The sequence below is a fragment of the Pseudomyxococcus flavus genome, from assembly GCF_050038885.1.
In the GTDB taxonomy this organism is placed as follows: Bacteria; Myxococcota; Myxococcia; order Myxococcales; family Myxococcaceae; genus Myxococcus; species Myxococcus flavus.
This window is the reverse complement of sequence record NZ_CP143624.1, coordinates 7,380,008-7,406,858: the sequence shown is the minus strand read 5'-3', so window position 1 is coordinate 7,406,858 and position 26,851 is coordinate 7,380,008. Positions and strand designations below refer to the sequence as shown.

The following is a 26,851-nucleotide window of genomic DNA, read 5'->3' as shown; positions in this document are numbered from 1 at the left end:
CCCGGGGCCCCGTGACGTTCAAATGTCACCGCGGCGCCTGGAGCCGCTCCCGCCGGTAGCCTTCGGGGCTGGTGCCCCACCAACGCTTGAAGGCTCGATGGAACGCCACCGGGTCCGCATAGCCGAGGAGGAACGACACCTCGGCGATGGACATCCGCCGCTGGAGGTATGCGGCGGACAGCTCGCGCCGCAGTGACTCGACGATGGCCGCGTAACTCTGGCCCTCGGCCGCCAGCCGCCGCTGGAGCGTGCGCGGCGGCTGCCGCAGCGCCCGGGCCACGGCCGCGAACGAGAAGTCCCCACCCGCCAGCTCGCGCCGGACCTGCTCGCGGACGCGCTCGGTGGCCGTCGCCACCTCGGGCAGCCGCTCCAGTGCACGCTGCGCCTGACGCTCGAACATGGCGTTGAGCAGCGCGTCCGCGTGGATGAAGGGCCGCTCGACGTCCTCGTGCGAGAAGTCGATGGCATTGAAGGGCGCATCGAACTCCAGTGGGCAGCCGAAGAGGGCTTCGTGCTCGCGGAGGTCCTCGGGGGCCGGATGCTGGAACCGCACGCACAGGGGCCGCACGTCCACGCCCGTGAAGGCGCGCACCCCGGTGGCGAACTGCACGAGCGCCGCCTCCACCAGGTGCCGGTGCGCGGGTCGCGGCGCGCCCACGGGCGTGAAGCGCATCCTCACGCCGTGCGCCGTGTCCTCCATCTGGAACCGCTCCCCGTCTCCCCACACGCGCTGGTAGCGGCAACCCCGGGCCATGGCATCCCGCAGCGTCGCGCTGGTGAGGACGACGAAGGTGGCCGGGTCGTCCAGGTCCACCATGTCCACGCGCGCGATGTGCAGGCCCAGGTTGGCGTCCCCGGACAGCGCGGCGGCCCGCTCCAGCAACCCGTCCAGCGCCGCATAGGGGATGCGAAGCTCGGGGTCATCCAGGTCCTCTTCCCGGAAGCCGGCCTCCCGGCAGAGCGCCTCCAGCGGAAGGCCCAGCTTTCCCGCGAGCCGGAGCGCCTGCCGCGCCATGCGCGCGGACAATGAGGGCTCACGGGCTGGGGACGGGGGCGGCTTCGCCACGCCGGGGACGCTAATGGCGTGCTGGCGCGTGCGGCAAGCCGTTCTGTCGCCCGCCGTCAGTGCACGGCTCGCGCGAGGCCTGCACGCTTGGCTCATGGACGACACACCCTCGCTGCTGCCCCGGCTGCACCTCTTCGAGTTCACCGACCAGGAGTGGTTCCCCGACGCGCTCCGGGACCTGACCACCGACTACCTCCACACCGTCAGCACCCGCCTGGGCCTGTTCGACGCCGCCGCGGAAGTCCTGGCGCGCGGCCTGCTGGCCACGCAGCGTCCGGAGCTGGTGGACCTGGGCTCGGGGGGCCGCGGTCCCCTGCCACGCCTGCGCCAACTGCTAGCGGAGAAACACGGCATCGACGCGCGCGTGGTGCTCACCGACAAGTTCCCCAATGCCCAGGCCGCGAGGCGGGCGCGGGCGGAGGGTGTCGACTACCTGGAGCGCTCGGTGGACGCGCTCCAGGTGCCACCGGACCTGCGCGGCATGCGCACGATCTTCAACGCCCTGCACCACTTCCGCCCGGACGAAGCCCGCGCCGTGCTCGCCGATGCCCAGGCCCGCGGCGTTCCCATCGCCGCGTTCGAGACGGTGCGCCGCACGCCCCCCGCGCTCCTGTCCATGCTGCTGGTGCCCCTGCTGGTGTTGCTCTTCACGCCCCTGGTGCGTCCGCTGACGCCCCTGCGGCTCTTGCTGACGTACGTGGTGCCCGTGGCGCCGCTCCTCATCTTCTGGGATGGGATGGTGTCGGCGCTCCGGACGCACCAGCCCGACGAGCTGCGGCGGATGACCGCCTCCCTGGCGCGCGAGGGCTACACCTGGGAGGTGGGCGAAGCGAAGGCCCCCGGCAAGGTCGCCATCTCCTACGTGCTCGGCCGGCCCACGCGCTGAAGGTCAGCGCACGTGCAGCAAGGCCAGGAGCACGAAGAGGCCATTGAGGCCCACGCCCACGGACATGTACCCGCCGCTGGCCCGGGACATGCCCGCCGCGACGTTGACGTGGCCCACGAAGCTCATGCACAGCCGTGCGCCCACCTCGGCGCCCACGTTGAAGCCCGGGTCGCGGGAGTACCGGGTCGCCGAGCCCATCATCATCCGCCCATAGGGCACGAGCCACGATGTGGCGAAGTGCTGATAGCCGACGAAGCCGTTGAACTCGGAGATGCCCAGGCTCGTATAGGCGAGGTTCGAGCCGAGGGTGAGCCGCCGGTCCAGGAAGGCCATGGGCTGGATGTTGAGCGCGATGTCCGCCGTCGGCCGCCACGCCCCGATGCGGTACTGCATGGCGACGTCGAAGGGCGGTTTGTCGATGGCAGGGGCCTCCCAGCGCAGCTTCGCCGCGGCCTGTGCGTGCGCCTCACCGCCTCGCGCGTCGTAGAGGTCCGCGAGCGCCAGGGCGCCTTCCTCGCTGTCCGTCTCGTACACCTTGACGAGCGGGGCCTCGGCGCCGGCCAGGTTCCCGTCCGCGATGCGCAGCCGCCCCAGCGCCAGACATCCTTGCTCCGAGCCCCCGTCGCAGGCGCGGGCGAAGGCAGCCTCCGCCGTGCTCCGGTCGCCGTCCTGGAGAAGCTCCTCGCCCCACTCGTTGCACGCCCAGAGCCTGCCCTTCTCGCAGGAGGTGCTCTTGGGCAGGGCCTGCGTCGTGGCGCACGCCACGAAGAGAGGGGCCATCAACGCCAGGACCGCGAGTCGCCGCATGTCCGGTATTGAACCACAAGTGTGCTTCCTCGTGCCTCGTCGCGCCGGCGGCGCGCCCGGGTGGCCGCCCGCCCTGCAGTCGAACGGGACGGCCCGGCCAGCCCTTCATTCCTCGGGAGGCCCCTGGCCATGGGGAGGGTGAGCGCAGAACTTGGAGGGAAGAAGGAGGATCCGTGGCGCCCGTTGCCTATCTGGAAGACGAGGAGGTCCGATGAAGGTCCCGGAGATGCTGGAGCACCTGCCCGGGGTCGGCCCCCTCCTCGGCCGCATGGCCCACGTGCCGGAGGAGTCCTTGTCTCGGCGTGAGGCCACCGTGGTCCTGCCCGACTTCGCCTCCGTGCCCATCCCTCGGACCGAGCGGGCGCTGGGGGATGGCCGCACGCTCGTCGTCCGGCATCCCGCGGCGCGCGCCCCCCGGGGACCTGGGCTCACGGTGATGACGTACAACATCCTGCTCGGCGGCACGCGCCGCGAGGCGCTCCTGGCGTACTTCGACACGCTCGAGGCCCAGGGACGCATGCCGGACGTGCTTGGCCTCCAGGAGGCCAATGTCCCCATCTCGGTGCTCCTGGCGGAGCGCTACGGCTTCCACCTGGCCTACCAGGGGCATGACGGCGGCCCGGGGGCGCGGCTCCTGAATGGCAAGGCCTTCCTCACCCGCCATCCGCTCGTCGACGCGGCGCACTTCACCTATGTCACCCCCGACGCGGAGCGGGACGCCGCCATCATGCGGCGCGGCGGAGACCCCTGCGAGATTCCCGAGGACCGGGGCGCGCTCTACGTGCGCCTGGAGGTGGAGGGGCACCCCGTCGTCCTCTACAACGTGCACCACACGCTGGGAGACTCCGGCATCAACGCGCGCAACCTCCGGCAGCTCAACGCGCTGCTGCACCAGCGCGAGGTCATGCACGCGGTGGTCCTGGGCGACTTCAACGCAAACACCGCCATCAAGAAGGGCGGCTCCTGGTTGATGGCGCACCTCAAGACGTATGACGACACCGATACGGTGGAAGAGTACGAGGTGCGCTACGGCGAGCCCCACGCCAGCGTGGGTGACCGGGGGGTGGGCAACATCGCCGACCCCCGCCTGCGGCACGAGCTGCACGTGCTGGAGCAGGGCTTGCCGGAGACCATCGCCCACGCCACCACGGCCCAGGTGCGCCTGCCGGATGGCTCGTTGATGACCCCGAAGCAGGCCTGCGCCGAGCTGCGCTCCGGCCGTGTGAAGCGCGGCAGCGAGCAGTGGCTACGGCTGCAGGACGTCGCCGACAGCGCCACCCTCACCTCCCTGCCGGACGAGCACGGCGTGGTGCCGGCGACGGGCAAGCGCTTCGACAACGTGTACGCCAGCCCCGGGCTGGTGCCCGTCCTCTTCGAGGTGGACCGCAGCACGGAGTCCTCCGACCACCAGCCCGTGATTGCCCACTATGACGTGCGGAGCCCGGGCCTGAAGGATGGCAAGCCCGCGCCGGGCACCGTCCAGCGACCCGCCTGACGCGCCTGGCCCACCGTGGGGCCAGGCGCGGCGTCACCCCACGCCTCAGCGCCCCTCGGGACAGTCATGCAGGGAGGTGATCCAGGCGTCCACCAGCGCCGTGCCCTCCGTGTCCACCACGGCCGTGGCGAGCGGCGGCATGCGCGCCGTCGCCAACGTGTGCATGCGCCGCGACACCATCGACTTCGTGGGGGCCCCCGGCGCAACGAGCATGGCGCCTGCCTCTCCCAGGTCGCCGTGCTGCGGGGCCACGCCACAGACCTTCATGCCAGCGACAGGCGTGGCGTAGCGCATGTCCGACTCACCGCGGCCCAGGCCATTGGGACGGTGGCACACGGCGCAGTTCACGTGGAGGTACGCCTTCGCCCGCGCCTCCACGGGCTCCGGTCCGTTGTAGGCCGGCATCCGGGGCAGCTGCTCCGGCGGAGCGGGCAGCGTCAGCACGCCGATGTGCGACAGCGTCCCGAGCTGCGAGGCCAGGCGGCCGCCGGGGTACTTGAAGTTGCGGTTGAGCTGGGCCACCTCCAGCCCCAGCAAGAAGCCCGCGGCGGCAGTGTGGCACTGCATGCACTCCCCCCGGCTGGGGAAGGTCCACGTCTGGGTGCCCACCGTCTTCACCTTGCCCGTCTCCAGCAGCACCGCGTCCGTGCCCGCGTCGTTCCACTCATACGAGTAGCCCGCCCAGACGCCGTCCGGATGGCGCATGAAGAGCCGGGTCTCCACGAGGCGGCCTCCCAGCGCGAACGTCTTCACCGCCACGGTGCCGGGCGGAGCATCCAGGACACCCTCCGGTCCCACCGTCATTGACGTGCCGTCCGGAACCCCGATGAAGCGCTCCTTCTGCGCGCCGTCCGACCAGAGCGGGGCGTTCACGTCGTAGGGAATGAGGCCCGCCGAGGGCAGCTTCACGTCCGCGGGGTCCGCGCAGCCCGTGGCGGACAGCAGCGCGGGGAACGAGCTGCCCCCAGGTGGAGGCGTGGCAGGCAGTGAGGCCTTGATGCGATGCAGGCCGCCGCCCGCGAAGTCCACCACCAGCAGTTCGCCGTCGTTCAGCTCCGCGAAGGAGGAGATGCTGAGCGCGGTGCTGAAGAGCAGCTCCGGCTTCGCCCCTCCTCCAGGCTGCGCATCTCCCGGGAGCGTCCAGACGCGGCCCGCGCCGAAGTCCCCGAAGACATACTTGCCGACCAGCGTCGGCACGGCCGTGCCCCGGTACACATAGCCGCCGGTGACGGAGACGCCCTCGGCACGGCCGTAGGTGGCCACGGGTGGCGTCAGCCCGGTGGTGTCACAGCCCGCGCCTCGCACGCACTCGGTGCCCTCCAGGACGCTCCAGCCGTAGTTGCCGCCCAGCTCGACGCGGTCAATCTCCTCGAGGAGCTTCTCCCCCACGTCCCCCAGCCAGAGCGCACCAGTGGCCCGGTCGAAGCTCCAGCGCCAGGGATTGCGGAAACCCGAGGCGTAGATTTCCTTCCGCCCTCCGGCCGTCGCGTACGGGTTGGTGGGAGGAATGGCGTAGGGCCGGGCGCTGTCCACGTCGAGGCGCAGCATCTTCCCGAACAGCTCGTTGGGGTTCTGGGCCGTCCGGTTCGGGTCCATGCGACCGCCCCCATCGCCGAACGCGAAGTAGAGGAAGCCGTCTGGACCGAACGCCAGGTGGCCACCGTTGTGGAAGGAGAAGGGTTGGTCCTGCTCCAGCACCAGCTCCGCGCTCGCCGGGTCCAGCGTGGCGCCGCCGTCCGCGCTCCGATAGCGGACGATGTACGAGCGGAGGCCTCCCATCTCGTTGTTCCCCACGTAGGAGAGGAACACCTGCCCGTTGGTGGCGAAGTTCGGATGGAAGGCCATGCCGAGCAGGCCCGTCTCGTCATGCTCCGTGTTGACCCGCCCGGAGAGGTCGGCGAACACCGAGCTCGTCACCGGCGTGACGCTCGAGTCGAAGACGCGGACCCGTCCGCCCCGCTCCACGACATAGATGCGGCGGTTGTCCCCTGGCGCCTGGAGCGCGAACAGGGGCTGGGTGAAGCTCAGCTCCGGAAAGGCACGCTCGAGGGCCACGCCCGCGGGGTCCGGAGGGCGAGGGGGCGCGACACAGGTGGGGTTCGAAGGCCGTACATCGAGCCCGAAGGGGAGCGGCGCATCCGGGGCTTCGCCATCGGGCGAGTGCGGTGTGCTCCCATCTGCCTCGGTGCCCGGTCCACCATCGCCCGGAGGGTCGTGGATGTCCTTGCCGTCCCCTGGCCCGACGCCCGGGTCGGTCGATGAACCGGGACATGCGAGGGAGATGCCGAGCAGGCCCAATGCGACAATCACCAGCGACAGCAGCATCATGAGTGACGGACGTCGTTGTTTCATGGCGATGCTCTGGTGGTTCAGGGGGGAGCCGGATGCCAGGGGCCGGACCCCGCGGCCGAGGCCGCGTCTGCCGGATGCCGGACCGCGCGAAGTGCAGCCGTCATGAAGTGAGCCAGCGACTCGTTCCGGGGACGTCGCGGCCCGGACAGGAACTCGCCACGCGACAGTTGTGCCGTTCGAGGCAAGGCAACGGAGCGAGGCCCTCCTCCCCTGCTCCGCCTCGGGGCGGACCGCCCGCCGGGGGCCGGCCTCTCCGTGCGCGGACGCCTAGATTGCTTGAAAAGGAGGCTCCATGAAGACAGGCAGGGGGACATCCAGGCGCGTTCGTCCGTTGGCTCGCGCAGCCATCACCGTGGCACTCGGCGTCGCGGCGGCGCCCTGGGTCGTGGCCGCGCAGGAGCTTGCTCCACAGGTGTCCTGCTACCAGCGCGCGACCGAGGGAGGGCTCGATGATTCCCTGGCCGCACAGCTCTGCCGGGGCGCTCGCTCCTCGGCCCCCGCCGACTGCTTCGTGCGCGCCCAGGACGATGGCTCCCTCTCCCAGAGCCAGGCCGTCCAGCTGTGCCAGTTCACCGCGCCGGACGAAGACCCCGCGGGCTGCTACATCCAGGCGCGGCAGCAGACCTTCTCCGACCCCTCGCGCGTCGTGCAGCTCTGCCAGCCCGCCATCTTGTCCTGCCCCGGCTACGTGGACTGAGCCCGGGGGGCGTCCTTCCGCAGCCGGAGCAGCTCGCGCAGACGCGCGAGGTCCACCGGCTTCACGAGGTGCGCGTCGAAGCCAGCCTCCAGCGCCCGGCGCCGGTCCTCTTCCAGGCCGTAGCCCGTCACCGCGATGAGCACGAGGGCACGGCCCTCGTCCGACGTCCGCAGCGCCCGCGCCACCTCGTACCCGTCCATCCCGGGCAGGCCGATGTCGAGCAGCACGACGTCGGGACGCAGCTCGCGCGCCTTCGCCAGTCCGGAGGGGCCGTCCTCCGCCTCGCTGACGGTGTGCCCCTCCAGCTCCAGCAGCTCCCGCACGAGCATGCGGCTGTCCTCGTGGTCATCCACGAGCAGGACGCGGCGGGCCGGCGCGGGCTCCGGCGCCTGCGCAGGCAACGCCGGTGGCCGCACCACCTGCCCTCGCGGCAGGTGCACCGTGAAGAGGCTCCCCTTTGTCGGCCCCTCGCTCCGCGCGCGCACCACGCCGCCGTGCAGCTCCACCAGGCGCTTCACCAGCGTGAGGCCAATGCCCAGGCCACCCTGTGCGCGGTCCAGCGTGCGCTCCGCCTGGAAGAAGAGCTCGAACACGCGCTCCTGCAGCTCGGGAGACAGGCCATCCCCTGTATCGGACACCTCCAGCACCACGTGGCCGGGCTCCTCGCGCGTCACGACCCGCACGCGCCCACCCGGCGGGGTGTACTTGAGCGCGTTGGACACCAGGTTCGAGGCGACCTGCTCCAGGCGGCTCTCGTCGCCTTCCAGCCACGCGGGCGCGACGTCGACCTCGAGCTGGTGCGCCTGCGTCTTCCCCGAGGCCTCCAGCGCGGCGATGGCGCGACGCACGCACTCCGCCAGGTCCATGGCGCGCTTCCGCAGCAGGATGCGGCCGCTGCTCACGCGCTCCACGTCGAGCAGGTCGTCCACCAGGCGGGCCAGGTGGAAGGCCTGCCGCTCCACCAGGGCTCGCGCCCGCTCACGGCTGGCGGCGTCGTCCGCCACGGCCAGCCGCTTCACGCCGTGGGTGATGGCGGACAGCGGGTTGCGCAGCTCGTGGCCCAGCATGGCGAGGAACTGGTCCTTGGCGAGGTTGGCCGCCTCCGCCTCCAACATCTTCGTTCGAAGCGCCTCCTCGCGATCCGTCACCATGGCGGCGGTGAGCGCGAGCGTCGCGCGCAGGTCCTCCAGCTCGGAGATGCCGGTGGCGCCCACGTTGGTGAAGGCATCCGGCGAGTCCGGGCGCTCGCGGGCCGCGCTCGCCAGCGCCCGGAGCGGGTGCGAGATGCGGCGGCCCACCCAGGTGGCCCAGACGGCCGCGATGACACAGCAGCCCAGGCCCGCGACGAGCAGCGCGCCCAGCGTCTCGTTCACCGACGCCTTGAAGGCCGCGCGCGGCCCCGAGAACGACACCGTCCAGGGCACGAGCTGGAGGCGCGCGAAGGCCGCGTACGACTTCATCCCTTCCACCGTGCGCGACGCGAAGAAGCCCTCCCGCCCCTCGCGGATTCGCTTGATGTACTCGGGCCGGGCCTTGGTGCCCACGAAGCGGGCACGGCCGCGGCTGCGCGAGAGGATGATGCCGTCCTCGTCCACCAGCGTGCCCACCCAGTCGCCGGAGATGCGCTGCTCGGCCCAGAGCCGGTCGAAGTGCTGCATGGCATACGTCGCCACCAGCACCCCGGTGAGCACACCCAGGCGCCTCACCGGCATCGCCACCACCACCGTGGGCGGCCCCTGCATGCGCTGATAGGGAAAGTCGGTGATGACGGGCCGCCCCGTCGCGACCACCTCACGCACGTAGGGCCGGTCATCCACCTGGGCCGTCAGGTCGGTCCCGAAGGGGTGGTCCGTGGTGAACATCGTCCGCCCCTCCGCATCCAGCAGGGTGAGCGAGCCCCACGGCTCCTGGGTGCGCACCACGGACTGACACGTGGCGTAGAACGTCTCGAGGTCTCCGGCCTCCAGCGCGGCCGAGCGCACGAGCACCTCCAGCGCCCGGACGGACTGCCCCAGCTCACGTTCCACCACGAGCGCCAGCGCCCGGGCCGTCTCACGCATGCCTTGAGCGCGCGCCTCTCGCTGCGAGTCCGCGAAGCGATTCACCACGCCCGCCGCGAAGAGCACGACCGGCACGAGCAGGCCGAATGCGAGCAACCCCAGGTAGAAGCGAAGCGAGCGCGCCTTCATCGACCAGGCACCCGAAGGAAATCGTGCAATGGACGTCCGGCGACCTCCCTCCAGGGAGCGTCGCGGCCCCATCGTGCACGGACACCAGGCCCCGGTGCCCTCCAGTGCAAGGGAATGACCTGGACTGGACAGACCGCCGCCGCGACGGCCGAGCGTCGACTGGCGGATGAACGCATGCACGCGGCACGGACTCCGCGAATGGACCGCGTTGACTGCGGGAGAAGCAGGGGCGCACAGTCGAGAGCGTCATGAGCGAGAAGAGCACGCCCTACCAGTCGTGGCTGGAGTCGTTCGCCAGCGAGCACGGCGCCACCGCCGGCACCGTCCACATCCAGCGAGGAGATGACCTCTTCCTCGTGGCGGCCCTCAACATCCCGCCGCCGCTGATGACGGCCGTCCAGCACGTGCCCCACGGCAAGGGCATGGCGGGCCTCGCCCAGGTGCGCAAGGCGCCGGTGCAGACGTGCAACCTCCAGGAGGACACCTCTTCGGACATCAAGCCGGGCGCCAAGGCGGTGGACGCACGCGCGGCCGTGGCGCTGCCCGTGCTCGACGCGACGGGCCGCGTCCGCGCGGTGGTGGGCATCGCCTTCATGGAGGAAGGCGCGCTGGCCATCGATCGCGAGGCGTCCCTGATGGCCGCGGCATCCCGGCTCCCGCTCGCGGATGGGTGAGCCCGCGCCGGGCGTGACGGTGGGCGCGAGCCGCCCCTCCGGACGCGTCCTCTCCGGATGGGCCGCCTTCTGCGGCCTGCTGCTGGCCGGCGTCCTGGTGCCCTTCGCCTTCTTCGGCCCAGGCCTGGAGGCGGCGGCCCAGGCCTTCCTCGCCGCGAGGCCCCCGTCCTGGCAGGTGGCGCTGCTGCTGGGCGGCCTGCTGGCGGGGGACGTCGTGCTGCCGGTGCCCTCCAGCCTCGTGGGCACCGCGGCCGGCGGCCTGCTGGGCTTCTGGGGCGGTGCCGCCACGTCCTGGCTGGGGATGATGGCGGGCTGCGCTGTCGGCTACGTGCTGGGCGCGCGGGCCGGGACGGCGGCGCTGCGGCGCATGGCGGGCGACACGGAGGTGGCCCGGCTGATGCGCGCCGCGGAGCGGATGGGGCCCTGGTTCCTGCTCACGTTCCGCGCCGTGCCCGTGCTGGCGGAGACGTCCGTGCTCTTCGCGGGCACCAGTCGCATGGGCGCACGGGCCTTCCTCACCACCACCGCGCTGGCCAACCTCGGCGTGTCCGTCACGTACGCCGCGCTGGGCGCCAGCGCCGCGGAGCTGGAGTCGTTCCTGCTGCTCTTCGCGGGCATGGTGCTGCTGCCGGGCCTGGCGCTGGCCTGGGTGCGGCGGCGCTCACCGCCGCCTCCAGACGCCTAGCGCCACCGGGCCTCGCTCAGCTCCGCGCCGCGCGGGCGTCGCGGCCCCGGGCGCGGGCGGCCTTGGCGAGCGCGTCGGTGCCCTGCTCGTCGCCGCGCATCCACGCCTTCATCGCGGGCACCACCGACTTGCTCCAGCTCTTGCCCGCGCGCACCGACAGGTAGTCGTGGACCAGCGCGTCCACCATGGCGGACAGTTGCTCCATCAGGAAGAGCCGCTCGGAGAGCTGGTCATCCTCCTCCTCGCTCATCAGCGCCGGCAGTTTGCCCGCGCGGATGTCGAGGAACTCGGAGTCGAGCGTGGCCTCGTACTCCTTCTCCCCATGGGTGAAGCGCAGGCGCGCCTGCGCCACCAGGAGGCCCCGGTCCAGGGAGTGCTTCACCTGCTCGGAGTACGGCGCCAGCGTGCCCTTGGCGCTCATCTCCGTGACCTCGCCGGAGATGCCGCGCAGCACCACGCGCCCCATGAAGAGGACGCTGACGCCCTCCCCCTCCACCTCCACCAGCGGACCTCCAGCCTCGGTGCGCCACAGCAGCCACGTGAGGAACTCCCGGCCCAGGTAGGCCCGGCCCCGCAGCAGTTGCTCTCGCGCTTTGCCCTTTTCGACTTCGGCCTCGTCCTGCGTCTCCTCGGTGGCCGCGCCGTCCACGCCGACGTCGCCCCGCATGAAGGCCGCCTCGGCCCGCGCCTCGTCACGCCTCGCCATGAGCCACCTCCTCCGAAGCCGTCGCCGGCAGGTCCATGCCAATCAACTCCGCGGTGGGGCCCAGCGCGGACTCGTCGATGCCCGCCGTCTGCGCCATGGCCGCGGGCGTCATGCCAAAGAACTTCACGTTCAACCCGCCCTCCAGCGCGACGGTGATTTCGTCCACCACCTTGCGGGACGCGGACCAGATCTGCACCTGCTGCGTCTTCAGGTTCCAGCTCACGTCCACCGTGGTGGTGCGCGGCGTGGCGCGGTTGCGCAGCATCTGCCGGATTTCACCGCGGCTCTGCGTCTTCTCGCCCCGGCTGGGCGGGCGGCCGTTCTCCTTCTCGAAGGCGGCGGCCCACTTCGCCAGCTCGGCCTTGAGCGCCGCGGCCGGCACCTTGATGGTGTCGATGCGGAAGGCAAAAAGGGCGTACTCGCCATAATAGAGACGGCTGGCGGGGAACTCGCTGGACTCCTCGTTCTCCAGCTCCACGAAGCCCACGGCGCGCTCTTCCTCGGAGCGGCGGTCGATGGGCTCGAACGCGTGCGCCTTGAGGCCGCGCGTCAGCCAGCGTTTGACATCCGAGGGCGCTTCCTTCGCCGGTTCGACCCGGAAGCGCGACAACGTGACAGCACCACGAAGGACAGGCATGGGGCGCGGCAGGATGGTGGGCGAGCGCCGTGCCGTCAAGGCACTCGGCGTGGCTGGCGGGCGCCTTCCCAGGAGACACGCCCGTTTTCCAGCCAGCCGGCCCCCCACCGCATGACATGCCCGCGCCCCGGCGGTAGCGTGGCCGGCGACATGCGCCGCGTTCCGTCCGCCTCGCTGCTGCTCGTGGCTTCCCTGGCGCTCTCCGGCTGCTTCCACACGAAGCGGCCCGAGGAGACCGCCACCACGCTCCCCGACCTGGCCCAGGGCCTCATCGACACGCTGGAGGCCGAGGGCGCCCTCGCGAGCGCCTACGTGGTGGACGCGCGGACGGGCGAGCCGCTCTTCCACCACCGGGAGCACATGCGGCTCTTGCCAGCCTCGACGATGAAGGTGGTCTCCACCGCGTCCGTCCTCGCCGCCCTGGGACCGGACTACCGCTTCCAGACGCCGGTGGCGCTGGAGGGCACCGTCGACGGCGGGCTGTTCCTCGGAGACGTCGTGGTGGACCCGGCGGGCGACCCGTCCCTGGGCTCATGGCGATTCCCGGAGACGGCGCGGGCCTGCGAGCAGGTCGCGGACGCCATGCAGGCCCGAGGCATCCGCCAGTGGCGTGGCCAGGTGCGCGTGCGCGGCGCGCGTGACGGGGAGCTCCCCTTCGGTCCCGGTTGGGCCTGGGACGACGCCGCCTACGCCTACAGCGCGGCCCCCACGGCCTTCGTCTTCCGGGAGAACGTGGTGGACCTGACGCTGTCGCGGCCGGACGGCGTGGACTGCGCGCAGCCGCCCACCCTCCAGGTGGCGCCCGCCTTCGCGTCGCTCAAGGCCGTGGTGCGCGTGGACACGGACGCGGAGCGCCCCACGCTGGCCTGCGTACGCCAGCGCGGCGGCCCGGGCGTGCGCTGCCTGTGGCGCTCTCCCGCGGATGCGTGTCCCCGCACCGCGGCCGTGCGGCTCTCCGTGGACGAGCCCGAGCAGCTCTTCTCCGCGTGTGTCGAAGCCGCCCTGCTCGAGCGCGGCATCCCCCGGCTGCCGCTGACGCTGGAGGCCCCCACCCCCTCGAGCCCCCCGGTGCCTTCGCCGCTCGTCACGCTGGTCAGCCCGCCGCTGTCCGAGCTGGTGAAGGTGACGAACAAGGAGTCCCTCAACCTGTACGCGGAGCGGCTGGGCCTGCGCTTCGCGCGAGAGCTCACGGGCGCGGAGGACTATGCCGCGCTGCGCACCGCCCTGACGGCGGAGCTGTCCCGCCGCGGCATCCCCTCGCGAGACCTGCGCCCGGTGGATGGCAGCGGCCTGTCCCGCTACAACCTGGCCACCGCCCGCGGGCTGGTGGGCGTCCTCTACACCAGCCTGCGCGAGTCCTATGGTGACGCGCTGCTGGACAGCCTGCCCGTGGCCGGACAGGACGGCACGCTGGCCACCCGCCCCGTCACCGCCGACACCGCGGGCCACATCCGCGCGAAGACGGGCACGCTGTCGGGTCAGAAGTGCTTCGTGGGCGTGGTGGACCGCCCAGGCGATTCCCGTCACCCGCGCGTCGTCTTCGCCCTGATGCTGGGGAACATGGACGACGGCACCGCCCTGCCCGCCAACGTGGCGTTCGACCGGTTCGCGCAAGGGCTGGTCACACTGCCGCTGCGTTGATGTCTCGCGCCCAGTGTCGCAGTTCCGACACTGGAACGGTGGCGGCGCGAGCGAACACCCGGGCCGCGACGGCATTCCCGACGCACGCAGGGCCTGCCTCGACACGAGGGACGTGGCAGGCTGCGCGGACCTTTCCCAACCCCCGAGGTGAACCGTGAAGCTGAAGACCGCATTGACGGCGGCGGTGCTGACACTGCCGCTGGCTGCGCCGGCGGCCCCTGCCCCCGCGCCCGCCGCGTCGGCGCCCCGCAAGGCCGCCGCCAAGGCGCCCGCGACGGCGAAGCAGGAGAAGGTGGACACCTACCACGGCACGCAGGTGAAGGACCCGTACCAGTGGCTGGAGGCATCTTCCGACCCGAAGGTGCAGCAGTGGAACGACGCGCAGAACGCGTACACGCGGGCCGTCCTGGACAAGCTCCCGGGCCGCGAGGCCATCCGCCAGCGCGTCACCGAGCTGCTGAGCTGGAAGTCCCCGGGCTATGGCGCGCTGCACGAGGCGGGCGGCACCCTGTTCGCCATGAAGGCGCAGCCGCCCAAGCAGCAGGCCTTCCTGGTCGTGCTCGGCTCGGTGGATGACACGTCGAAGGAGCGCGTGCTGCTGGACCCCATGGTCGTGGATCCGTCGGGGCACACCACCATCGACTGGTACGTCCCCACGCTGGACGGCAAGAAGGTCGCCGTCTCGCTGTCGAAGAACGGCACGGAGAGCGGCGACGTCACCGTCTATGACGTGGCGACCGGCAAACCGCTGCCCAACGAGACGGTGCCGCGGGTGAACGGCGGCACCGCGGGCGGCAGCCTGGCGTGGACCGCGGACGGCAAGGGCTTCTTCTACACGCGCTATCCGCGCGGCGAGGAGCGCCCCGCGGCGGACCGGGACTTCTACCAGCAGGTCTGGTTCCACCAGCTCGGCACGCCCACGGAGAAGGACACCTACGTCCTGGGCAAGGACTTCCCGCGCATCGCGATGACGGAGCTGGATACCTCGCACGACGGCAAGTACGTGTCCGCGGTCGTGGCCAACGGCGACGGCGGCGAGTACATGCTGTACCTGCGCGACCCTGCCGGGAAGTGGACGCAGGTGTCGAAGTTCGAGGACAAGGTCATCCGCGCCCGCTTCGGGCATGACGGGGCCATCTACCTCCTGAGCCGCAAGGACGCGCCGCGCGGCAAGGTGCTGCGGCTGCCGCTGGCCACGCCCACGCTGGACAAGGCCACCGTCCTGGTTCCGGAGGGCGAGGCCAGCATCCAGGGCGTCTTCCCCACGAAGTCGCGCCTCTACGTGAGCGAGCAGCTCGGCGGGCCGTCGCAGCTGCGCATGGTGGACCTGAAGGGCAAGGCCCTGGGGATGGTGCCCACCCTGCCCGTGTCCGCCGTGGGCGGGCTGGTGAGCCAGGGTGGAGATGATGTGCTCTTCATCAACTCCAGCTTCACCCAGCCCATGGCCTGGTACCGGTACTCCGCGAAGGACAACACGGTGAAGAAGACGGCCCTGGCCCGCACGTCGCCGCTGGACCTGAGCGACGTGGACGTGGTGCGGGCGTTCGCCACGTCCAAGGACGGCACGAAGGTGCCCGTCAGCATCCTCAAGAAGAAGGGCCTCAAGCTCAACGGCAACAACCCGGCGCTGCTGACCGGCTACGGCGGCTTCAACATCTCCATCAGCCCGGGCTTCAACGTGCTGGCCGGCTTCTGGCTGGAGCAGGGCGGCGTGTACGCGGTGGCCAACCTGCGCGGCGGCTCGGAGTTCGGCGAGAAGTGGCACGCCGAGGGCTCGCTCACGAAGAAGCAGAACGTCTTCGACGACTTCTACGCCGTCGCGAAGCTGCTGGTGGACCAGAAGTACACGCAGCCGAAGAAGCTGGCCATCCAGGGTGGCAGCAACGGCGGCCTGCTGATGGGCGCGGCCGTCACCCAGCACCCGGAGATGTACGGCGCCGTCGTGGCCCGCGTGGGCATCTATGACATGCTCCGGGTGGAGCTGACGCCCAACGGCCAGTTCAACATCACCGAGTACGGCTCCGTGAAGGACCCGGAGCAGTTCAAGGCGCTGTACGCGTACTCGCCGTTCCACAACGTGAAGGACGGCACCCGGTACCCGTCCGTGCTCTTCACGTCCGGCGCGAACGACCCGCGCGTGGACCCGTTCCACTCGCGGAAGATGGTGGCCCGGCTGCAGGAGGCCACGACGGCGCCGAACCCCATCCTGCTGCGCGCCAACGCGGAGACGGGCCACGGCGCTGGCACGCCGTTGAACGCGCGCATCGAGGAGGAAGTGGACGTCTACTCGTTCGTGTTCAACGCGCTGGGCATGAAGTACCAGCCGCCGGCGAAGAAGGTCGCGGCGCCCAAGCCGCAGTAGCCGCGTGAGCGACACCTCCACCGCCGCCCCGCAGTCGGTGCGGCGGTGGAGCAGTTGCCGCCCGGAGGCTCAGCAGGTCCAGGTGCAGGCCGTTCCGCCGTAGACCTGGTTGCAGCGGTCCGGCGTCTGGGGAAGCGAGTCACAGAAGGCCTGCGTCGTCCCCGGCAATGCCTGACAGCACGACGGGCACACCCAGGCGCAGGCCGTGCCACCGTAGGCCTGGTTGCAGCGGTCCGGCGTCTGGGGAAGCGAGTCACAGAAGGCCTGTGTCGTCCCCGGCAATGCCTGACAGCACCCGGTGTCGAGCGCGGCTTCCGCGCCCACCGTGTCGGGAGCCGCGCCTTCGTCCTCCACGACACCACAGCCCGTGAGCCCCACGACGGCCAGCAACACGGCACCATGAAGCCCGAACCGCTTCAGTGAACCCCGCATGCGAAACCACCTTTCTGTGTGAGCTGCGCGTCCAGCCTAGCTCGGAGAAAGTTGGAAAGGCACGCCCGCCCCTCAGAGTCCACGGACCTCGAACGTGCGGGCTTCGGGCTCGACGAAGCGCAGGAGGGCCTCGCCTTCCTTCGCCAGCGCGTCGCGGTCCTTCTTCTTGAGTGGCGCGAACGGCTCGACGACGAGGGCGGCAAGCGCGCGCTTGCGCTCCACCGTCCAGGTCCCGGCGACGAAGCCATCCACGAGGAAGGTCGCGGGGACCCGCAGATTCTTCGTGATGAGTCTGGAGCGATACGCGTCATCCACCAGCCGCGCCCGGTCATCGTGGCCGAGCACCAGGCTGTCGAAGTCCGGGAGGAAGCGCGCCGGCGCGGGCGTGTCCTCGTCTGGCCGGGGCGCCTTGGGCAGGTCGAACAACTCCCGCCCGCTCTCATCCCGGAACGTGCGCAATGACGGACGCAGCGACTCGAAGACGGGCCTCAGCCTCTTGAGGCCGGACCACGTCTGGGCGTCCGCCACCGAGGCCGGTCCCAACGCCGCCAGGTAGCGCAGCACCAGCGTGGAGAGGTCCGCCTCCGTTCGCAGCGACGTCCCCAGCCACGACTCCGCGACCGCGAAGTCCGTGGTGCCTGGATAGCCCCACTCCGCCTCCGTGGGGACCTGGATGAGCGGCAGGAACATCCGCACCGCGAACCCCATGGCGCGCTCGTCCTTCTCGGGATGACGGGCCACCAGGTGGTCGCGCAGCGCCTCGAAGGTGCGGGGCGCTTCCTCGAAGAAGGCGCGGCATTCCTTGACGAGCGGCGCGATGTCCAGCCCCTTCGCCCGCTCGCGCAGCACCGATGCCACCGACGCTTCGAGCAGCGGCGTGAAGCTGGCACGCAGGTGCAGGTAGTCCTTCGCGCTCGCGAGGTGCAACGTGCCGCGCATCAACGTGGCCCGGACGACCTCCCGGCGCTGGAGCAATGACAGCAGCGCTCCCCGCTCGAAGCCCGAGACACGCGACCACAGGCCAATGAAGGGAGGCCTGGCCTGCTGGGCTTGAAGCGCCAGGAGCCGCTCCACCGCCTCGAGCACGGAGACCGTCCCACGCTCCAACAACAGCTGCCGAGCGAGCGTCGCGCGGTTGAGGGCTCTTCGAGTCAGTGGAGTGTCTGGCATGTGTCGCGGTGGTGTACCACCCCACGGCGCGAAGGACAGGGCCCGTCGTTCCCCTTGGAAGCCCGCGCTGCCCGGTGTCAGCATGCGCGCCATGGACGTGAGCTGGCTCGATATGACCGTGACGCCCGCGGCCCTCGTGGACCTGGACCGCGTAGAGGCCAATCTGGCGCGGGTGGCCGCCTACACCCGACAGCGCGGCCTGCGCTGGCGCCCGCATACGAAGACCCACAAGACGCCCGAGCTCGCCCAGCTCCAGCTGGCCGCCGGCGCCCAGGGCGTCACGGTGGCCACGGTCCGGGAGGCCGAGGTCATGGCCTCCGTCTGTGACGACGTGCTGCTGGCCTACCCGCCCGTGGGAACGGAGCGGCTCGACCGGCTCATGGACCTGCCACCACACGTGCGGCTCACCGTCGCGCTGGACTCCTCCGAAGCACTGCACCCGCTGGCCCATGCGGCGCGACGTGCCGGCCGCACCGTGGGTGTCCTGGTGGAGCTGGAGATGGGCATGCGCCGCGTGGGCGTCCAGTCGCCGGCGGACGCCGTCAAGCTGGCACGCGAGGCGGCGTACAGCAGCGGCGTCGAGTACCGGGGCATCACCTTCTACGCCGGCCATTTGCGCCTGCCTCAAGCGGAGCTGGGCCCCGCGATGCGCGCGCAATCCGAGCGCCTGCTCGCTTTCGTGGAGGCACTGACAGCCGAGGGCCTGCGCCCCGAAACCGTGAGTGGGGGCTCCACGCCGACACTGTGGCGCTCGCACGACGTCGCCGGGCTCACGGAGATTCGCCCCGGCATCAACATCTTCAACGACCGCAACTCCGTGTCGGTGGGCGCCTGCGAATGGAGCGAGTGCGCCTACTCCGTGCTGGCCACCGTGGTCAGCACCGCGGTGCCCGGACAGGCCGTCATCGACGCGGGTTCCAAGGCGCTGGCCAAGGAGGAAGGCTTCGATGCCTCGGGCGGCTACGGCGCCCTGCTCGACATGCCGGAGGTGCGGGTACACGGGCTGTCCGAAGAGCACGGCCTGCTGGACCTGTCCCGCACCGACTGGCGTCCTCGCGTGGGCGACCGCGTGCGCGTCGTGCCCAACCACGCGTGCGCCTCCGTCAACCTGCACGAGAAGCTGCATGTGATGCGGCAAGACCGCCACGTGGCGACGCATGCGATTGCCGCACGCGGCTGGTGACGCCCTCCCCTCCGTTCAGTCCAGCCGCTGGAGCTCCTTCGCGAGCAGTGACTCCAGCTCGCGAATGCTGCGGTAGACGATGCAGCGATATGACGCGACGTCGAAGCGGAGCTCCTTCACGTCACGCACCAGGAGCAGCGTGGGCCGGCCGCGCCCCCATGCATAGCCAACCTCCAGGTACACGTTGGGGTTCGCCAGCGAGAGGTCGGCAATCACGACCTTCGCCGTCTCGATGCGCTCGCGGATGCGCTGGATGATGGGACCATCGAACACGGCCTGGTCCACGCGCTCGCACAGCAGGCCCGCGGCCTTCACCGGGCCCTGGATGCCATAATGATAGGTGTCCTCCATCTCAGGCGAGAAGGGCATCGCCACGAAGGCGTGAGGCTTTGCCATGGACACCGTGCCCGCCGTCGCCAGGGGCGGCGCCTGCGTGACGGCAGACATCCGCCACACGCGAAAGACGCCCTCCGGGAGCGCCTGGACTCCCGGCGTTTCGCTCATGCCCCGCGCCAACGTCCTGGCGAGGCTTCGCGCACGGCGCGAGTCGCGCTCCACCACCGTGAAGCGCGTCAGGGATTGGGGCCCGGCGCCACGCTGGAAAGCCTCGACGAGCCCGCCCACGAAGGCCAGCACCGCCTCGTCCTCGTCCAGGCCGTAGTTGGGGCCATGGACCGTCCCGGCGACATGCGTGAGCGCCGAGCGGGGCTCCAGCGCCGTCAACGCGCGCACCGCGAACTGGCGAATCTCGTGGTAGCCGAACTCACCCAGACGCACCGTGCCCAGGAAGAGCGCCAGCGGCGCGGACAGGACCCCACGGGTCTCGACGAAGCGATGGCTCCCCGGAGCGAGCGTGAGCTGCGACGCGGGTATGCCCACCCCCTCCAGGCGCCTCGCCGCCTGACCCGACGCGCCATAGAAGCTCTGTGCATATTTGAACAGCACGGCATCCGCGGGGAACTCGGTGATGTCTCCCACCTTCAACGCCACGTCGATGTACTGGCTCATTGACTGTCACTGTAAAGCCTTGTGCCTGCTGTTCCCAACCGGACGCAAACGTCTGCCCATCAGGGCATGACGCAACGCGGCTCCAATTTTCTCGGCTATCAAGTACGTCCTGTCTGAAGTTCTCCGATTGTGTTGTGTTAAGGAACGCCCCCGGCCCTTGGGGGGTCCATCCCGACACAGACAGCCATGAAGGCACGGGACACGGAGGAAAGTCATATGGAGCACATTGGAATCGTTGGCGCTGGCACCGCGGGGCTGCACCTGGGGCTGAAGCTGCTGTCCCACGGTGTTCCTGTGACCATCTACACGGAGCAGGAGCCGAGCAGACTACGGGGTTCCCGTCTGCTCAACACGGTGGCGCACCACGCGCCCACGCGCACGCGCGAGCGCGTGCTGGGCGTGGACCACTGGAGCGGCCCCAACGCCGACATGTTCTATATCGGCATCCACGTGAACGGTGGCCCCCAGCCCTTCAGCCTCCGTGGCCGCGTGGACTCGCCTTCCATCTTCGTGGACTACCGTCAGTACCAGCCGCGCCTGGCGGAGGACTTCGTCGCGCGAGGTGGCAAGCTGGAGGTCCTCCCCGTCGACGTGGATGTGCTGGAGCGCCTGGCCGCGCAGCACGCGCTGATGGTGGTCGCCACCGGCCGCAATGGCCTGACGCGCCTGTTCCCCCGCGTGCCCGAGCTGTCGCCGCACACGCAGCCGCCGCGCATGCTGTTCGCCGCGCTGCTGAAGGGCGTGCGCATGCAGGAGCCGATCGGCATGAACGCCAACCTGATTCCGGGCCAGGGCGAGATCTTCGAGTCCCAGGTCGTCACCGCGGAGGGCCGCGTTCCCAGCGTCCTCATCGAGGCGCTGCCAGGCAGCGAGCTGTCGCGGCTCAGCACCCAGCGCTACGACGAGGACCCGCGTGGCTTCGAGGCGCTGCTGCTGGACTTCCTGCGCCGCTTCGCGCCCACCACCTACGAGCGCGTGGACCCGGCCCGCTTCGGTGTGCGCGGGCCCCTCGACTACCTCCAGGGTTCCTTCACGCCGGTGGTGCGCCAGGGCTGGGCGCGCCTCGCGGGTGGCCGCTTCGCCCTGGCGGTGGGCGACACGCACGTGACGAACGACCCGGTCGCGGGACAGGGCGCCAACGCGGGCTCCGCCTCCGCGTTCGCCCTGGCGGAGAACATCGTCACCGCGCTGGCGGAGCAGCGCCCCTTCGATGAGGCCTTCTGTCGCGAGGCCGAGGCGAGTTCGTGGGCCGCCACGGCGCCCGCGACGCACTGGACGAATGCGCTGCTGCAGCCTCCTCCGCCGCATGTCATCGAGCTGCTCGCCGCGGGCAGCAAGGACGCGCGCGTTGCGGATGCCATCGCCACCGCCTTCGTGACACCGGAGCTCATCCTCTCCGCATGTGCCAGCCCGGAGAGCAGCGCGGCGTTCATCTCGCGCCACCGCCGCACCACCCGCGAGGCCGCTCCGCCCACCAGCCCGCTCGCGTGGCACCCGCCTCCCGAGGAGGCCACCGTCCACGTGTCGCTGACGCGCTGAGCTCGGCCACGCCCACGTGTCATGGTGGGCGCGACCAGCACAGTTCGCGGCGCGATGATGCGCTGAGTGCGGGCACGGCATTCCAGCCTGCTGGGGCGTCGAGACGCGGTTATCTTCCGCGCCATGCGATTCGCCATCGTGGGTTCAGGAGGCGTCGGTGCGTACTTCGGCGCGAGGCTGGTCCGGGCCGGCCATGACGTGACATTCCTCGCTCGCGGCGCGCACCTGCGTGCCATGCGCGAGCGGGGACTGAGCATTCGCAGCCCCGACGGAGACTTCACCCTCCCCGTCAAGGCGGAAGATGACGTCCAGCGCTTCGGTCCCGTGGACGGCGTGTTCCTCGCCGTGAAGACCTACGACGTCGCCTCCGTGCTGCCAGCAGTGAAGACGTTGCTCTCCGCCCGAGGCGATGTCCCGCAGGGAGCGACGCCGCCGTGGGTGCTCACCTTGCAGAACGGCGTGGACAGTCCCGCCGAGGTGGCGGCCGTCGTCGGAGAATCCGCCGTCATGGGCGGCACCACGTACATCTCCGCCGCCATCACCGAGCCGGGTGTCATCACCCAGGTGGGCACGATCCACCGCATCGTGCTGGGCGAGGTCTTCGGCGATACCTCCCGAGTCTCACCCCGGGCACAAGCCCTGCGGGACGCGCTGGCCGGCGCGGGCGTCACCGTGGAGGCCGTGCCGGATGCCCGCGGAGCGCTCTGGGACAAGCTCTCGTTCCTGGGTTGCCTGTCCGGCTTCGGCACCGTGACCCGGCTTCCCGCGGGCGTGCTGCGGGAGAGCCCTGCCCTTCGCGAGGTCTTCCAGCAAGCGGGCGCCGAGGTGCTCCAGGTCGCCGCCGCGGAGGGCGTCACCACGACCCGGACACCGGAGGCCTTGCTGCAGTACCTGGACGGGCTGCCCGCCCACATGCGGCCCTCCATGCTCGGCGACCTGGAGAACGGCAAGCCGCTGGAGGTCGAATACCTCCAGGGCGCGGTGGTGCGCCGAGGCCGCGCGCGCGGCGTCCCCACGCCGGTCATGGCCACGCTGTATGCCCTGCTGCTGCCGCACGCCCGAGGGGAACGGAAGGGCTGAGGGCCGCCGCCCGGTTGGGAGCCAGCCAACAGCCCGCCCTCCAGGCCCAGCGCAATCGCCAGGAGAGATGGGCATATGAAGGACATATGACCGAGCCGAAGCCCCGTCCTCCCGCGAACGAGCTGCCCCCGGTATTGAGCCGCGTGGCCTTCCTCTCCGTCGTCTCGGGCCTGACGCCGCTCATCCCCGTCCCCTTCCTGGACGACTACGCGCTCCGCCAGGCCCGAGAGAGCATGGTCCTCACGCTCCTCTCCGAACACCGCCTGCCCAAGCCGTCCCGGACCGTGGAAATCCTCGCCGGCTCCCACGTCGGCCGGACGGCGGGCGGACGGGTGTTGAGCTACGTGAAGGGCCTGGCGCTCTTCCCCCTGCGCAAGGTGTTCCGGAAGGTCTTCTTCGTGCTGTGGGTGAAGGACTGCGTCGACGTGGCCTCGTCGGCCCTGCATCATGGGTACCTGCTCAACCATGCCCTGGAGCGCGGCGACCTGAGGCCCGAGGACATGGAGGGCAAGCGCCCCGACGCAATTCACGACGCCATCGTCGCCGCATGCGCGGAGCTGGACCCGCGCCCCGTCAACCAGGCCCTGCGCCGGCTCTTCGCGGGCAGCCGCCTGCTGATGGCCGAGGCCAGCCGCGCCTTCTTCAGCGCCCAGTCCCCCGGCCCCCGCACGCCCACGCCGGACGAGAGCGCCGAGGTGAAGACGCTGACCGAGCGCCTCATCGCGGCGCTCTGGGAGGAGCGCGGCTACTTCGTCACGCTGCAACAGCACTACGACGCGCACCTGAAGGCGCGCTCGGCCGCGTAGGCGGCGCGCGAGCCGTCACGGGCCGCTGTCAGCGGCGGTGGCCACCAGGGGCTCGCGGATGCGCCGCGAGAAGTCCGGACGCCCGTGCGCCGCCAACGCGCGGGCGTTGATGTGGTGGCGCTTGCGCACCTCCTCCAGCGGGACGTCCCGGTCGATGAGCTCCAGGTCGTACGCCAGCGCGTCGGAGAAGGCTGGAAACAGCGTGCGGTGGTCGTAGGGGACCTGGACCTGGCTCACCTTCTCCAGGTGCCGCACCAGGTTGGTGGTGCAGTTGTTGGTGAGCGTGTCGTAGAACTCCGGGCGCTCGTGCAGCGCGTTCATCCGCGCCACCATGTCGAGGAAGAAGCTGGCGATGCGCTCCTTCGACGCGTCCACCGGATACAGGTAGACGTCGTCCTTGCGGTGGTTGGAGCGCAGCTGCACCAGGTCACGCTCGTCCCCCACCACATAGGTGAGCTCGAACTGGCGGAAGAGCCCACCCAGCGCGGAGAACGTCTCGCCCTTCTCGCGCCGGACCTCCACGGAGAAGACGAGGTAGCGGCCGTCGGCGAAGCCGAAGCTCACCATGGTGTGGGCCGCGCCCCAGACGCCGGAGAAGGGCTCCACGATGAACCACGCCCCCGTGAGCTCCCGCGTGTCGTAGGTGGCCGAGTACCACGCCGCGTCCCAGTCCGAGGTGCTGCGGTAGCGGAAGTCGCGCACGTCATGGAGCGTCACCCGGGTGCCGTCCACGTCGGCCCGCGCGGAGCGCGCCAGGTCTGGCGCCCAGTCCGCCTGCTTCACCGGCCGGACCGTCTGGGTCCACCCCCAGATGACCGCACACCCCACCACCATCACCGCCGTGGCCGCACGCTTCGAGTGGCGCCGCCACGCCGCCACCGCGGCGGCCGAGAGGAGCACGGCTCCCAGCCCCCGGAGCAGGTGTGGGCCCTCGGGCCCCGCCCCCGTCAACGACAGGGCGAGCGCGGCCCACACGCCCCCCAGCAGGAGGAACGCGGCCAAAATGAAACGAGACACGTGACGCATGGCCGGCGAGTATAGGAGGCGCCCGGCCACGACGCGCGCTCACACCTTCCGCGTCTTGACCCCTTTTCCTGGATTGTGACCAGAATGCGGCCGTTCGAGGAGAGTCATCATGGCGGATGAGCGCGAGGACACGACCATCTACAAGGTCGTGGTGAACCACGAGGAGCAGTACTCCATCTGGCCTGCCGACCGCGAGAACGCGCTCGGCTGGAAGGATGCGGGCAAGCAGGGCCTCAAGGCCGAGTGCCTCGAGTACATCAAGGAGGTCTGGACGGACATGCGTCCGCTGAGCCTCCGCAAGAAGATGGAAGAGATGTCGAAGCAGTAGGCACCGCGACCGCCGTGCGCACGCCCCCTGCGAACCCGGGCCACCTCGCCCAGGTCCGGGGGGCGTGCTGCATGCGCGGTACGGCGTGCCGCGGACTAGAGGTCCGGCGGCGGGCGCACGCCCAGGTGGCACGCCCTGAGCGCCAGCTGGGTCCGGTTCTCCGCGCCCAGCTTCCGGTACAGCTGCGTGACGTGGGACTTCACGGTGCGCTCGGCAATCTGCAGGTGCGCGGCAATCTTCAGGTTGTCCGCGCCGCCCGCCACGTACGCCAGCACCTCGCGCTCACGCTGCGTGAGTGCCAGCAGCACGCTCGCGGTGGGCGACGTCACCGGCGGATGCTCGAAGTCATTGCGCAACAGCTGCACCGGGAACAACCGCTCGCCACGGACCAGCGAGTTGATGGCGGAGGCGACGGCCGTCGTCCCCAGGCCCGCCCGGAACAGGTAGCCGGAGGCGCCTTCATCGAAGCACTGAGAGATGATCTCCGGCGAGCTCACCGCGGAGAGCAACAGCATCCTCACCTCGAGCCGGCGCTTGCGCGCTTCTCTGAGGAGGTTGATGCCTTCCGTCACGGAGCAGCCCACGGCCGCCTCGCTGTCACCCTCGACGTCCATCACCGCGACCTGCGGCGGGTCCGTGCCCAGGCTGTCGAGGAACAGGCGCACGTCCCTCGTCACCGAGGACACTTGTACACCCTCACCCCGGAGCCCGTCGGCCAGGCCCTGCCAGGCCGCCCACGGTCCTTCGAGAATCGATACACGAATCGCTGCTTGATTGGTTGCCATGCGAAGGCCCCCCAGCCGTCATGGCGAAAACTGCATGAACAGACAACTGACCACAGCCGGCTCCGGTACATCCTGGGCCAGTGGGTTGTGTGACAGGGAAGAACGAGCGTGTCCGCTGAGCCACTCCGGAGTCGACCTACCGATGTACGACTCGACTCCTGACTGTATTTGACTTTCTGCTACTTCCGACGTCCCAGCGGGCCGCACCTCCTTCGGCCCAGGTTCATGGTCCAACGGCTGAAACCCTATCACCGGGAAAGCGCAGACGCGAACCAGCCCTAACGGGAGTGTCCAGTGTGCATGAATCAGAGCACGTTACGGGGGTTTCATCCGTTGGTTCGTCATCGCTGTCGGCCTCACGACACGCCGTGACGTCCACAAGTCGATGAAAGCACCCTCCTTCGCCAGCCCGGATGTCATCCGCTCTACACGCGATAGGGCCCCGGAAACCCCGCAACTCCGCGCTGAAACGCGGCGCACATGTCGGCGGGTGTGGAAGGCGGGCGTGTATGCTGCGCCTCCAGCATGAGCCCTGCTCCGACTCCCCATCTCGACGTCGCCACGCCCGAGCGCGTGGCGCTCACGCTTCCCGTTGCGGGCATCGGCTACCGGTGCCTGGCGTGGCTGGTGGACGCGAGCCTGCTGTTCTTCTTCTGGCTGGTCGCCTACTTCGTCTTCACGCTGCTGGTGTCGGACGTGCTCGGCGTCTTCCAGGGGCTGTCGGGCGTGGCGCAGACGCTGCTGGTGGTGGGCATCTTCGCCACGCAGTGGCTGTACTGGACGGTGAGCGAGGTCCTCTTCCACGGGCAGACGGTGGGCAAGCGAGCGCTCGGCATCCGCGTGGTGCGGGTGGATGGCTCGCCGGTGGGCGTCTACGAGAGCGCGGTCCGCAACCTCTGCCGCGCGGTGGACTTCCTGCCCATGCTGTACGCCGCCGCCTGCATCAGCATGCTGCTCTCCCGCCAGCACCGGCGGCTCGGGGATTTGCTGGCCGGCACGCTGCTGGTGCGCGAGGAGCGCATCGACCTGGACAAGTACACCGCCGCGCCGCCCGCCTCCCTGACGGAGGCCGCGCCCCAGTCCGCCGGCGCGCGGCCCCTCTCGCCGGAGGACGTGGAGCTGGTGCTGTCCTTCCTGTCGCGCGCGCCCGGGCTCTCTCCGGAGGTGCGGCAGCGGCTGGGCGCGCGGCTGGTGGAGCGCGTGGGCCCGCCGGATGCGGAGGCGCGCGCGGCGGTGCTGGCCTCCTCCGAGAGCACCGAGGCCTTCCTGCGCGCCCGCGTCCAGGGGGAGCGCTGAC

General features: G+C 70.6%; 24 protein-coding genes. 13 read left to right on the top strand and 11 right to left on the bottom strand.

Features of this window, described 5'->3' with window-relative positions; all coding sequences use genetic code 11:
- Window positions 1-25: 25 nt before the first annotated feature.
- Window positions 26-1,027, bottom strand: a complete 1,002-nt coding sequence (locus tag VZL07_RS30790) for an AraC family transcriptional regulator ligand-binding domain-containing protein (protein WP_426751514.1) — start codon at window positions 1,025-1,027, stop codon at window positions 26-28.
- A 133-nt stretch (window positions 1,028-1,160) separates the two neighbouring features.
- On the opposite strand from VZL07_RS30790, the gene VZL07_RS30785 reads away from it, so the two are divergent.
- Window positions 1,161-1,952, top strand: a complete 792-nt coding sequence (locus VZL07_RS30785) for a hypothetical protein (protein WP_426751513.1) — start codon at window positions 1,161-1,163, stop codon at window positions 1,950-1,952.
- Window positions 1,953-1,955: 3 nt separating this feature from the next.
- Here VZL07_RS30785 and VZL07_RS30780 read toward each other — a convergent pair whose 3' ends face one another.
- Complete coding sequence (locus VZL07_RS30780; RefSeq protein ID WP_426751512.1) at window positions 1,956-2,759, bottom strand: hypothetical protein; 804 nt, start codon at window positions 2,757-2,759, stop codon at window positions 1,956-1,958.
- A 211-nt stretch (window positions 2,760-2,970) separates the two neighbouring features.
- On the opposite strand from VZL07_RS30780, the gene VZL07_RS30775 reads away from it, so the two are divergent.
- Window positions 2,971-4,254, top strand: a complete 1,284-nt coding sequence (locus VZL07_RS30775; RefSeq protein ID WP_426751511.1) for an endonuclease/exonuclease/phosphatase family protein — start codon at window positions 2,971-2,973, stop codon at window positions 4,252-4,254.
- A 45-nt stretch (window positions 4,255-4,299) separates the two neighbouring features.
- Here VZL07_RS30775 and VZL07_RS30770 read toward each other — a convergent pair whose 3' ends face one another.
- Window positions 4,300-6,606, bottom strand: a complete 2,307-nt coding sequence (locus VZL07_RS30770; RefSeq protein WP_426751510.1) for a PQQ-dependent sugar dehydrogenase — start codon at window positions 6,604-6,606, stop codon at window positions 4,300-4,302.
- 331 nt (window positions 6,607-6,937) lie between these two features.
- Here VZL07_RS30770 and VZL07_RS30765 point away from each other — a divergent pair, with 331 nt between their 5' ends.
- On the top strand, window positions 6,938-7,303 hold the full coding sequence (locus tag VZL07_RS30765) for a hypothetical protein (RefSeq protein ID WP_426751509.1): 366 nt from the start codon (window positions 6,938-6,940) through the stop codon (window positions 7,301-7,303).
- Here the strand turns inward: VZL07_RS30765 and VZL07_RS30760 are convergent.
- Window positions 7,291-9,492: a hybrid sensor histidine kinase/response regulator gene (locus tag VZL07_RS30760; protein ID WP_426751508.1), complete on the bottom strand. Its 2,202-nt coding sequence runs from the start codon at window positions 9,490-9,492 to the stop codon at window positions 7,291-7,293. The two genes, VZL07_RS30765 and VZL07_RS30760, sit on opposite strands and share 13 nt — an antisense overlap.
- Window positions 9,493-9,740: 248 nt before the next feature.
- Between VZL07_RS30760 and VZL07_RS30755 the strand changes: the two genes are divergently transcribed.
- Window positions 9,741-10,166, top strand: a complete 426-nt coding sequence (locus VZL07_RS30755; RefSeq protein ID WP_426751507.1) for a GAF domain-containing protein — start codon at window positions 9,741-9,743, stop codon at window positions 10,164-10,166.
- Window positions 10,159-10,851: a TVP38/TMEM64 family protein gene (locus VZL07_RS30750; RefSeq protein ID WP_426751506.1), complete on the top strand. Its 693-nt coding sequence runs from the start codon at window positions 10,159-10,161 to the stop codon at window positions 10,849-10,851. The genes VZL07_RS30755 and VZL07_RS30750 overlap by 8 nt, the downstream gene beginning before the upstream one ends.
- A 16-nt stretch (window positions 10,852-10,867) precedes the next feature.
- On the opposite strand, the gene VZL07_RS30745 is transcribed toward VZL07_RS30750, so the two are convergent.
- Window positions 10,868-11,557, bottom strand: a complete 690-nt coding sequence (locus tag VZL07_RS30745) for a hypothetical protein (RefSeq protein WP_426751505.1) — start codon at window positions 11,555-11,557, stop codon at window positions 10,868-10,870.
- Window positions 11,544-12,194 (bottom strand): recombination-associated protein RdgC, encoded by a 651-nt coding sequence (gene rdgC, locus VZL07_RS30740; RefSeq protein ID WP_426751504.1) that lies wholly within the window; start codon window positions 12,192-12,194, stop codon window positions 11,544-11,546. Before rdgC ends, VZL07_RS30745 begins: the two co-directional genes overlap by 14 nt.
- A gap of 150 nt (window positions 12,195-12,344) precedes the next feature.
- Between rdgC and dacB the strand changes: the two genes are divergently transcribed.
- Window positions 12,345-13,835, top strand: a complete 1,491-nt coding sequence (gene dacB / locus VZL07_RS30735; RefSeq protein WP_426751503.1) for a D-alanyl-D-alanine carboxypeptidase/D-alanyl-D-alanine endopeptidase — start codon at window positions 12,345-12,347, stop codon at window positions 13,833-13,835.
- 154 nt (window positions 13,836-13,989) lie between these two features.
- A complete protein-coding gene (locus tag VZL07_RS30730; RefSeq protein WP_426751502.1) occupies window positions 13,990-16,197 on the top strand; it encodes a prolyl oligopeptidase family serine peptidase in 2,208 nt (735 codons plus the stop codon).
- A gap of 69 nt (window positions 16,198-16,266) precedes the next feature.
- Here VZL07_RS30730 and VZL07_RS30725 read toward each other — a convergent pair whose 3' ends face one another.
- Both VZL07_RS30725 and VZL07_RS30720 read right to left on the bottom strand, forming a co-directional pair.
- Window positions 16,267-16,629 (bottom strand): hypothetical protein, encoded by a 363-nt coding sequence (locus VZL07_RS30725; protein WP_426751501.1) that lies wholly within the window; start codon window positions 16,627-16,629, stop codon window positions 16,267-16,269.
- Between the two features lie 72 nt (window positions 16,630-16,701).
- On the bottom strand, window positions 16,702-17,799 hold the full coding sequence (locus VZL07_RS30720) for a winged helix DNA-binding domain-containing protein (protein ID WP_426751500.1): 1,098 nt from the start codon (window positions 17,797-17,799) through the stop codon (window positions 16,702-16,704).
- Window positions 17,800-17,881: 82 nt separating this feature from the next.
- Here VZL07_RS30720 and VZL07_RS30715 point away from each other — a divergent pair, with 82 nt between their 5' ends.
- Window positions 17,882-18,982, top strand: a complete 1,101-nt coding sequence (locus VZL07_RS30715) for a D-TA family PLP-dependent enzyme (protein WP_426751499.1) — start codon at window positions 17,882-17,884, stop codon at window positions 18,980-18,982.
- A gap of 15 nt (window positions 18,983-18,997) precedes the next feature.
- Here VZL07_RS30715 and VZL07_RS30710 read toward each other — a convergent pair whose 3' ends face one another.
- Complete coding sequence (locus VZL07_RS30710) at window positions 18,998-19,990, bottom strand: hypothetical protein (RefSeq protein WP_426751498.1); 993 nt, start codon at window positions 19,988-19,990, stop codon at window positions 18,998-19,000.
- 216 nt (window positions 19,991-20,206) lie between these two features.
- Between VZL07_RS30710 and VZL07_RS30705 the strand changes: the two genes are divergently transcribed.
- The 3 genes from VZL07_RS30705 to VZL07_RS30695 all read left to right on the top strand — a co-directional run bounded on the left by VZL07_RS30705 (window position 20,207) and on the right by VZL07_RS30695 (window position 23,415).
- Window positions 20,207-21,529: a styrene monooxygenase/indole monooxygenase family protein gene (locus VZL07_RS30705; RefSeq protein ID WP_426751497.1), complete on the top strand. Its 1,323-nt coding sequence runs from the start codon at window positions 20,207-20,209 to the stop codon at window positions 21,527-21,529.
- A 123-nt stretch (window positions 21,530-21,652) separates the two neighbouring features.
- Window positions 21,653-22,609: a ketopantoate reductase family protein gene (locus VZL07_RS30700; RefSeq protein WP_426751496.1), complete on the top strand. Its 957-nt coding sequence runs from the start codon at window positions 21,653-21,655 to the stop codon at window positions 22,607-22,609.
- Between the two features lie 86 nt (window positions 22,610-22,695).
- Window positions 22,696-23,415, top strand: a complete 720-nt coding sequence (locus VZL07_RS30695) for a hypothetical protein (protein WP_426751495.1) — start codon at window positions 22,696-22,698, stop codon at window positions 23,413-23,415.
- A gap of 15 nt (window positions 23,416-23,430) precedes the next feature.
- Here the strand turns inward: VZL07_RS30695 and VZL07_RS30690 are convergent, their stop codons facing one another.
- On the bottom strand, window positions 23,431-24,441 hold the full coding sequence (locus VZL07_RS30690) for a DUF4105 domain-containing protein (RefSeq protein WP_426751494.1): 1,011 nt from the start codon (window positions 24,439-24,441) through the stop codon (window positions 23,431-23,433).
- A 109-nt stretch (window positions 24,442-24,550) separates the two neighbouring features.
- Here VZL07_RS30690 and VZL07_RS30685 point away from each other — a divergent pair, with 109 nt between their 5' ends.
- Window positions 24,551-24,769, top strand: a complete 219-nt coding sequence (locus VZL07_RS30685; RefSeq protein WP_426751493.1) for an MbtH family protein — start codon at window positions 24,551-24,553, stop codon at window positions 24,767-24,769.
- A gap of 95 nt (window positions 24,770-24,864) precedes the next feature.
- Here the strand turns inward: VZL07_RS30685 and fruA are convergent, their stop codons facing one another.
- Entirely contained in the window at window positions 24,865-25,554 is a 690-nt protein-coding gene (gene fruA / locus VZL07_RS30680; RefSeq protein WP_426751492.1) for a response regulator transcription factor FruA, read from the bottom strand.
- 525 nt (window positions 25,555-26,079) lie between these two features.
- Here fruA and VZL07_RS30675 point away from each other — a divergent pair.
- On the top strand, window positions 26,080-26,850 hold the full coding sequence (locus tag VZL07_RS30675; RefSeq protein WP_426751491.1) for an RDD family protein: 771 nt from the start codon (window positions 26,080-26,082) through the stop codon (window positions 26,848-26,850).
- Window position 26,851: the final 1 nt, after the last annotated feature.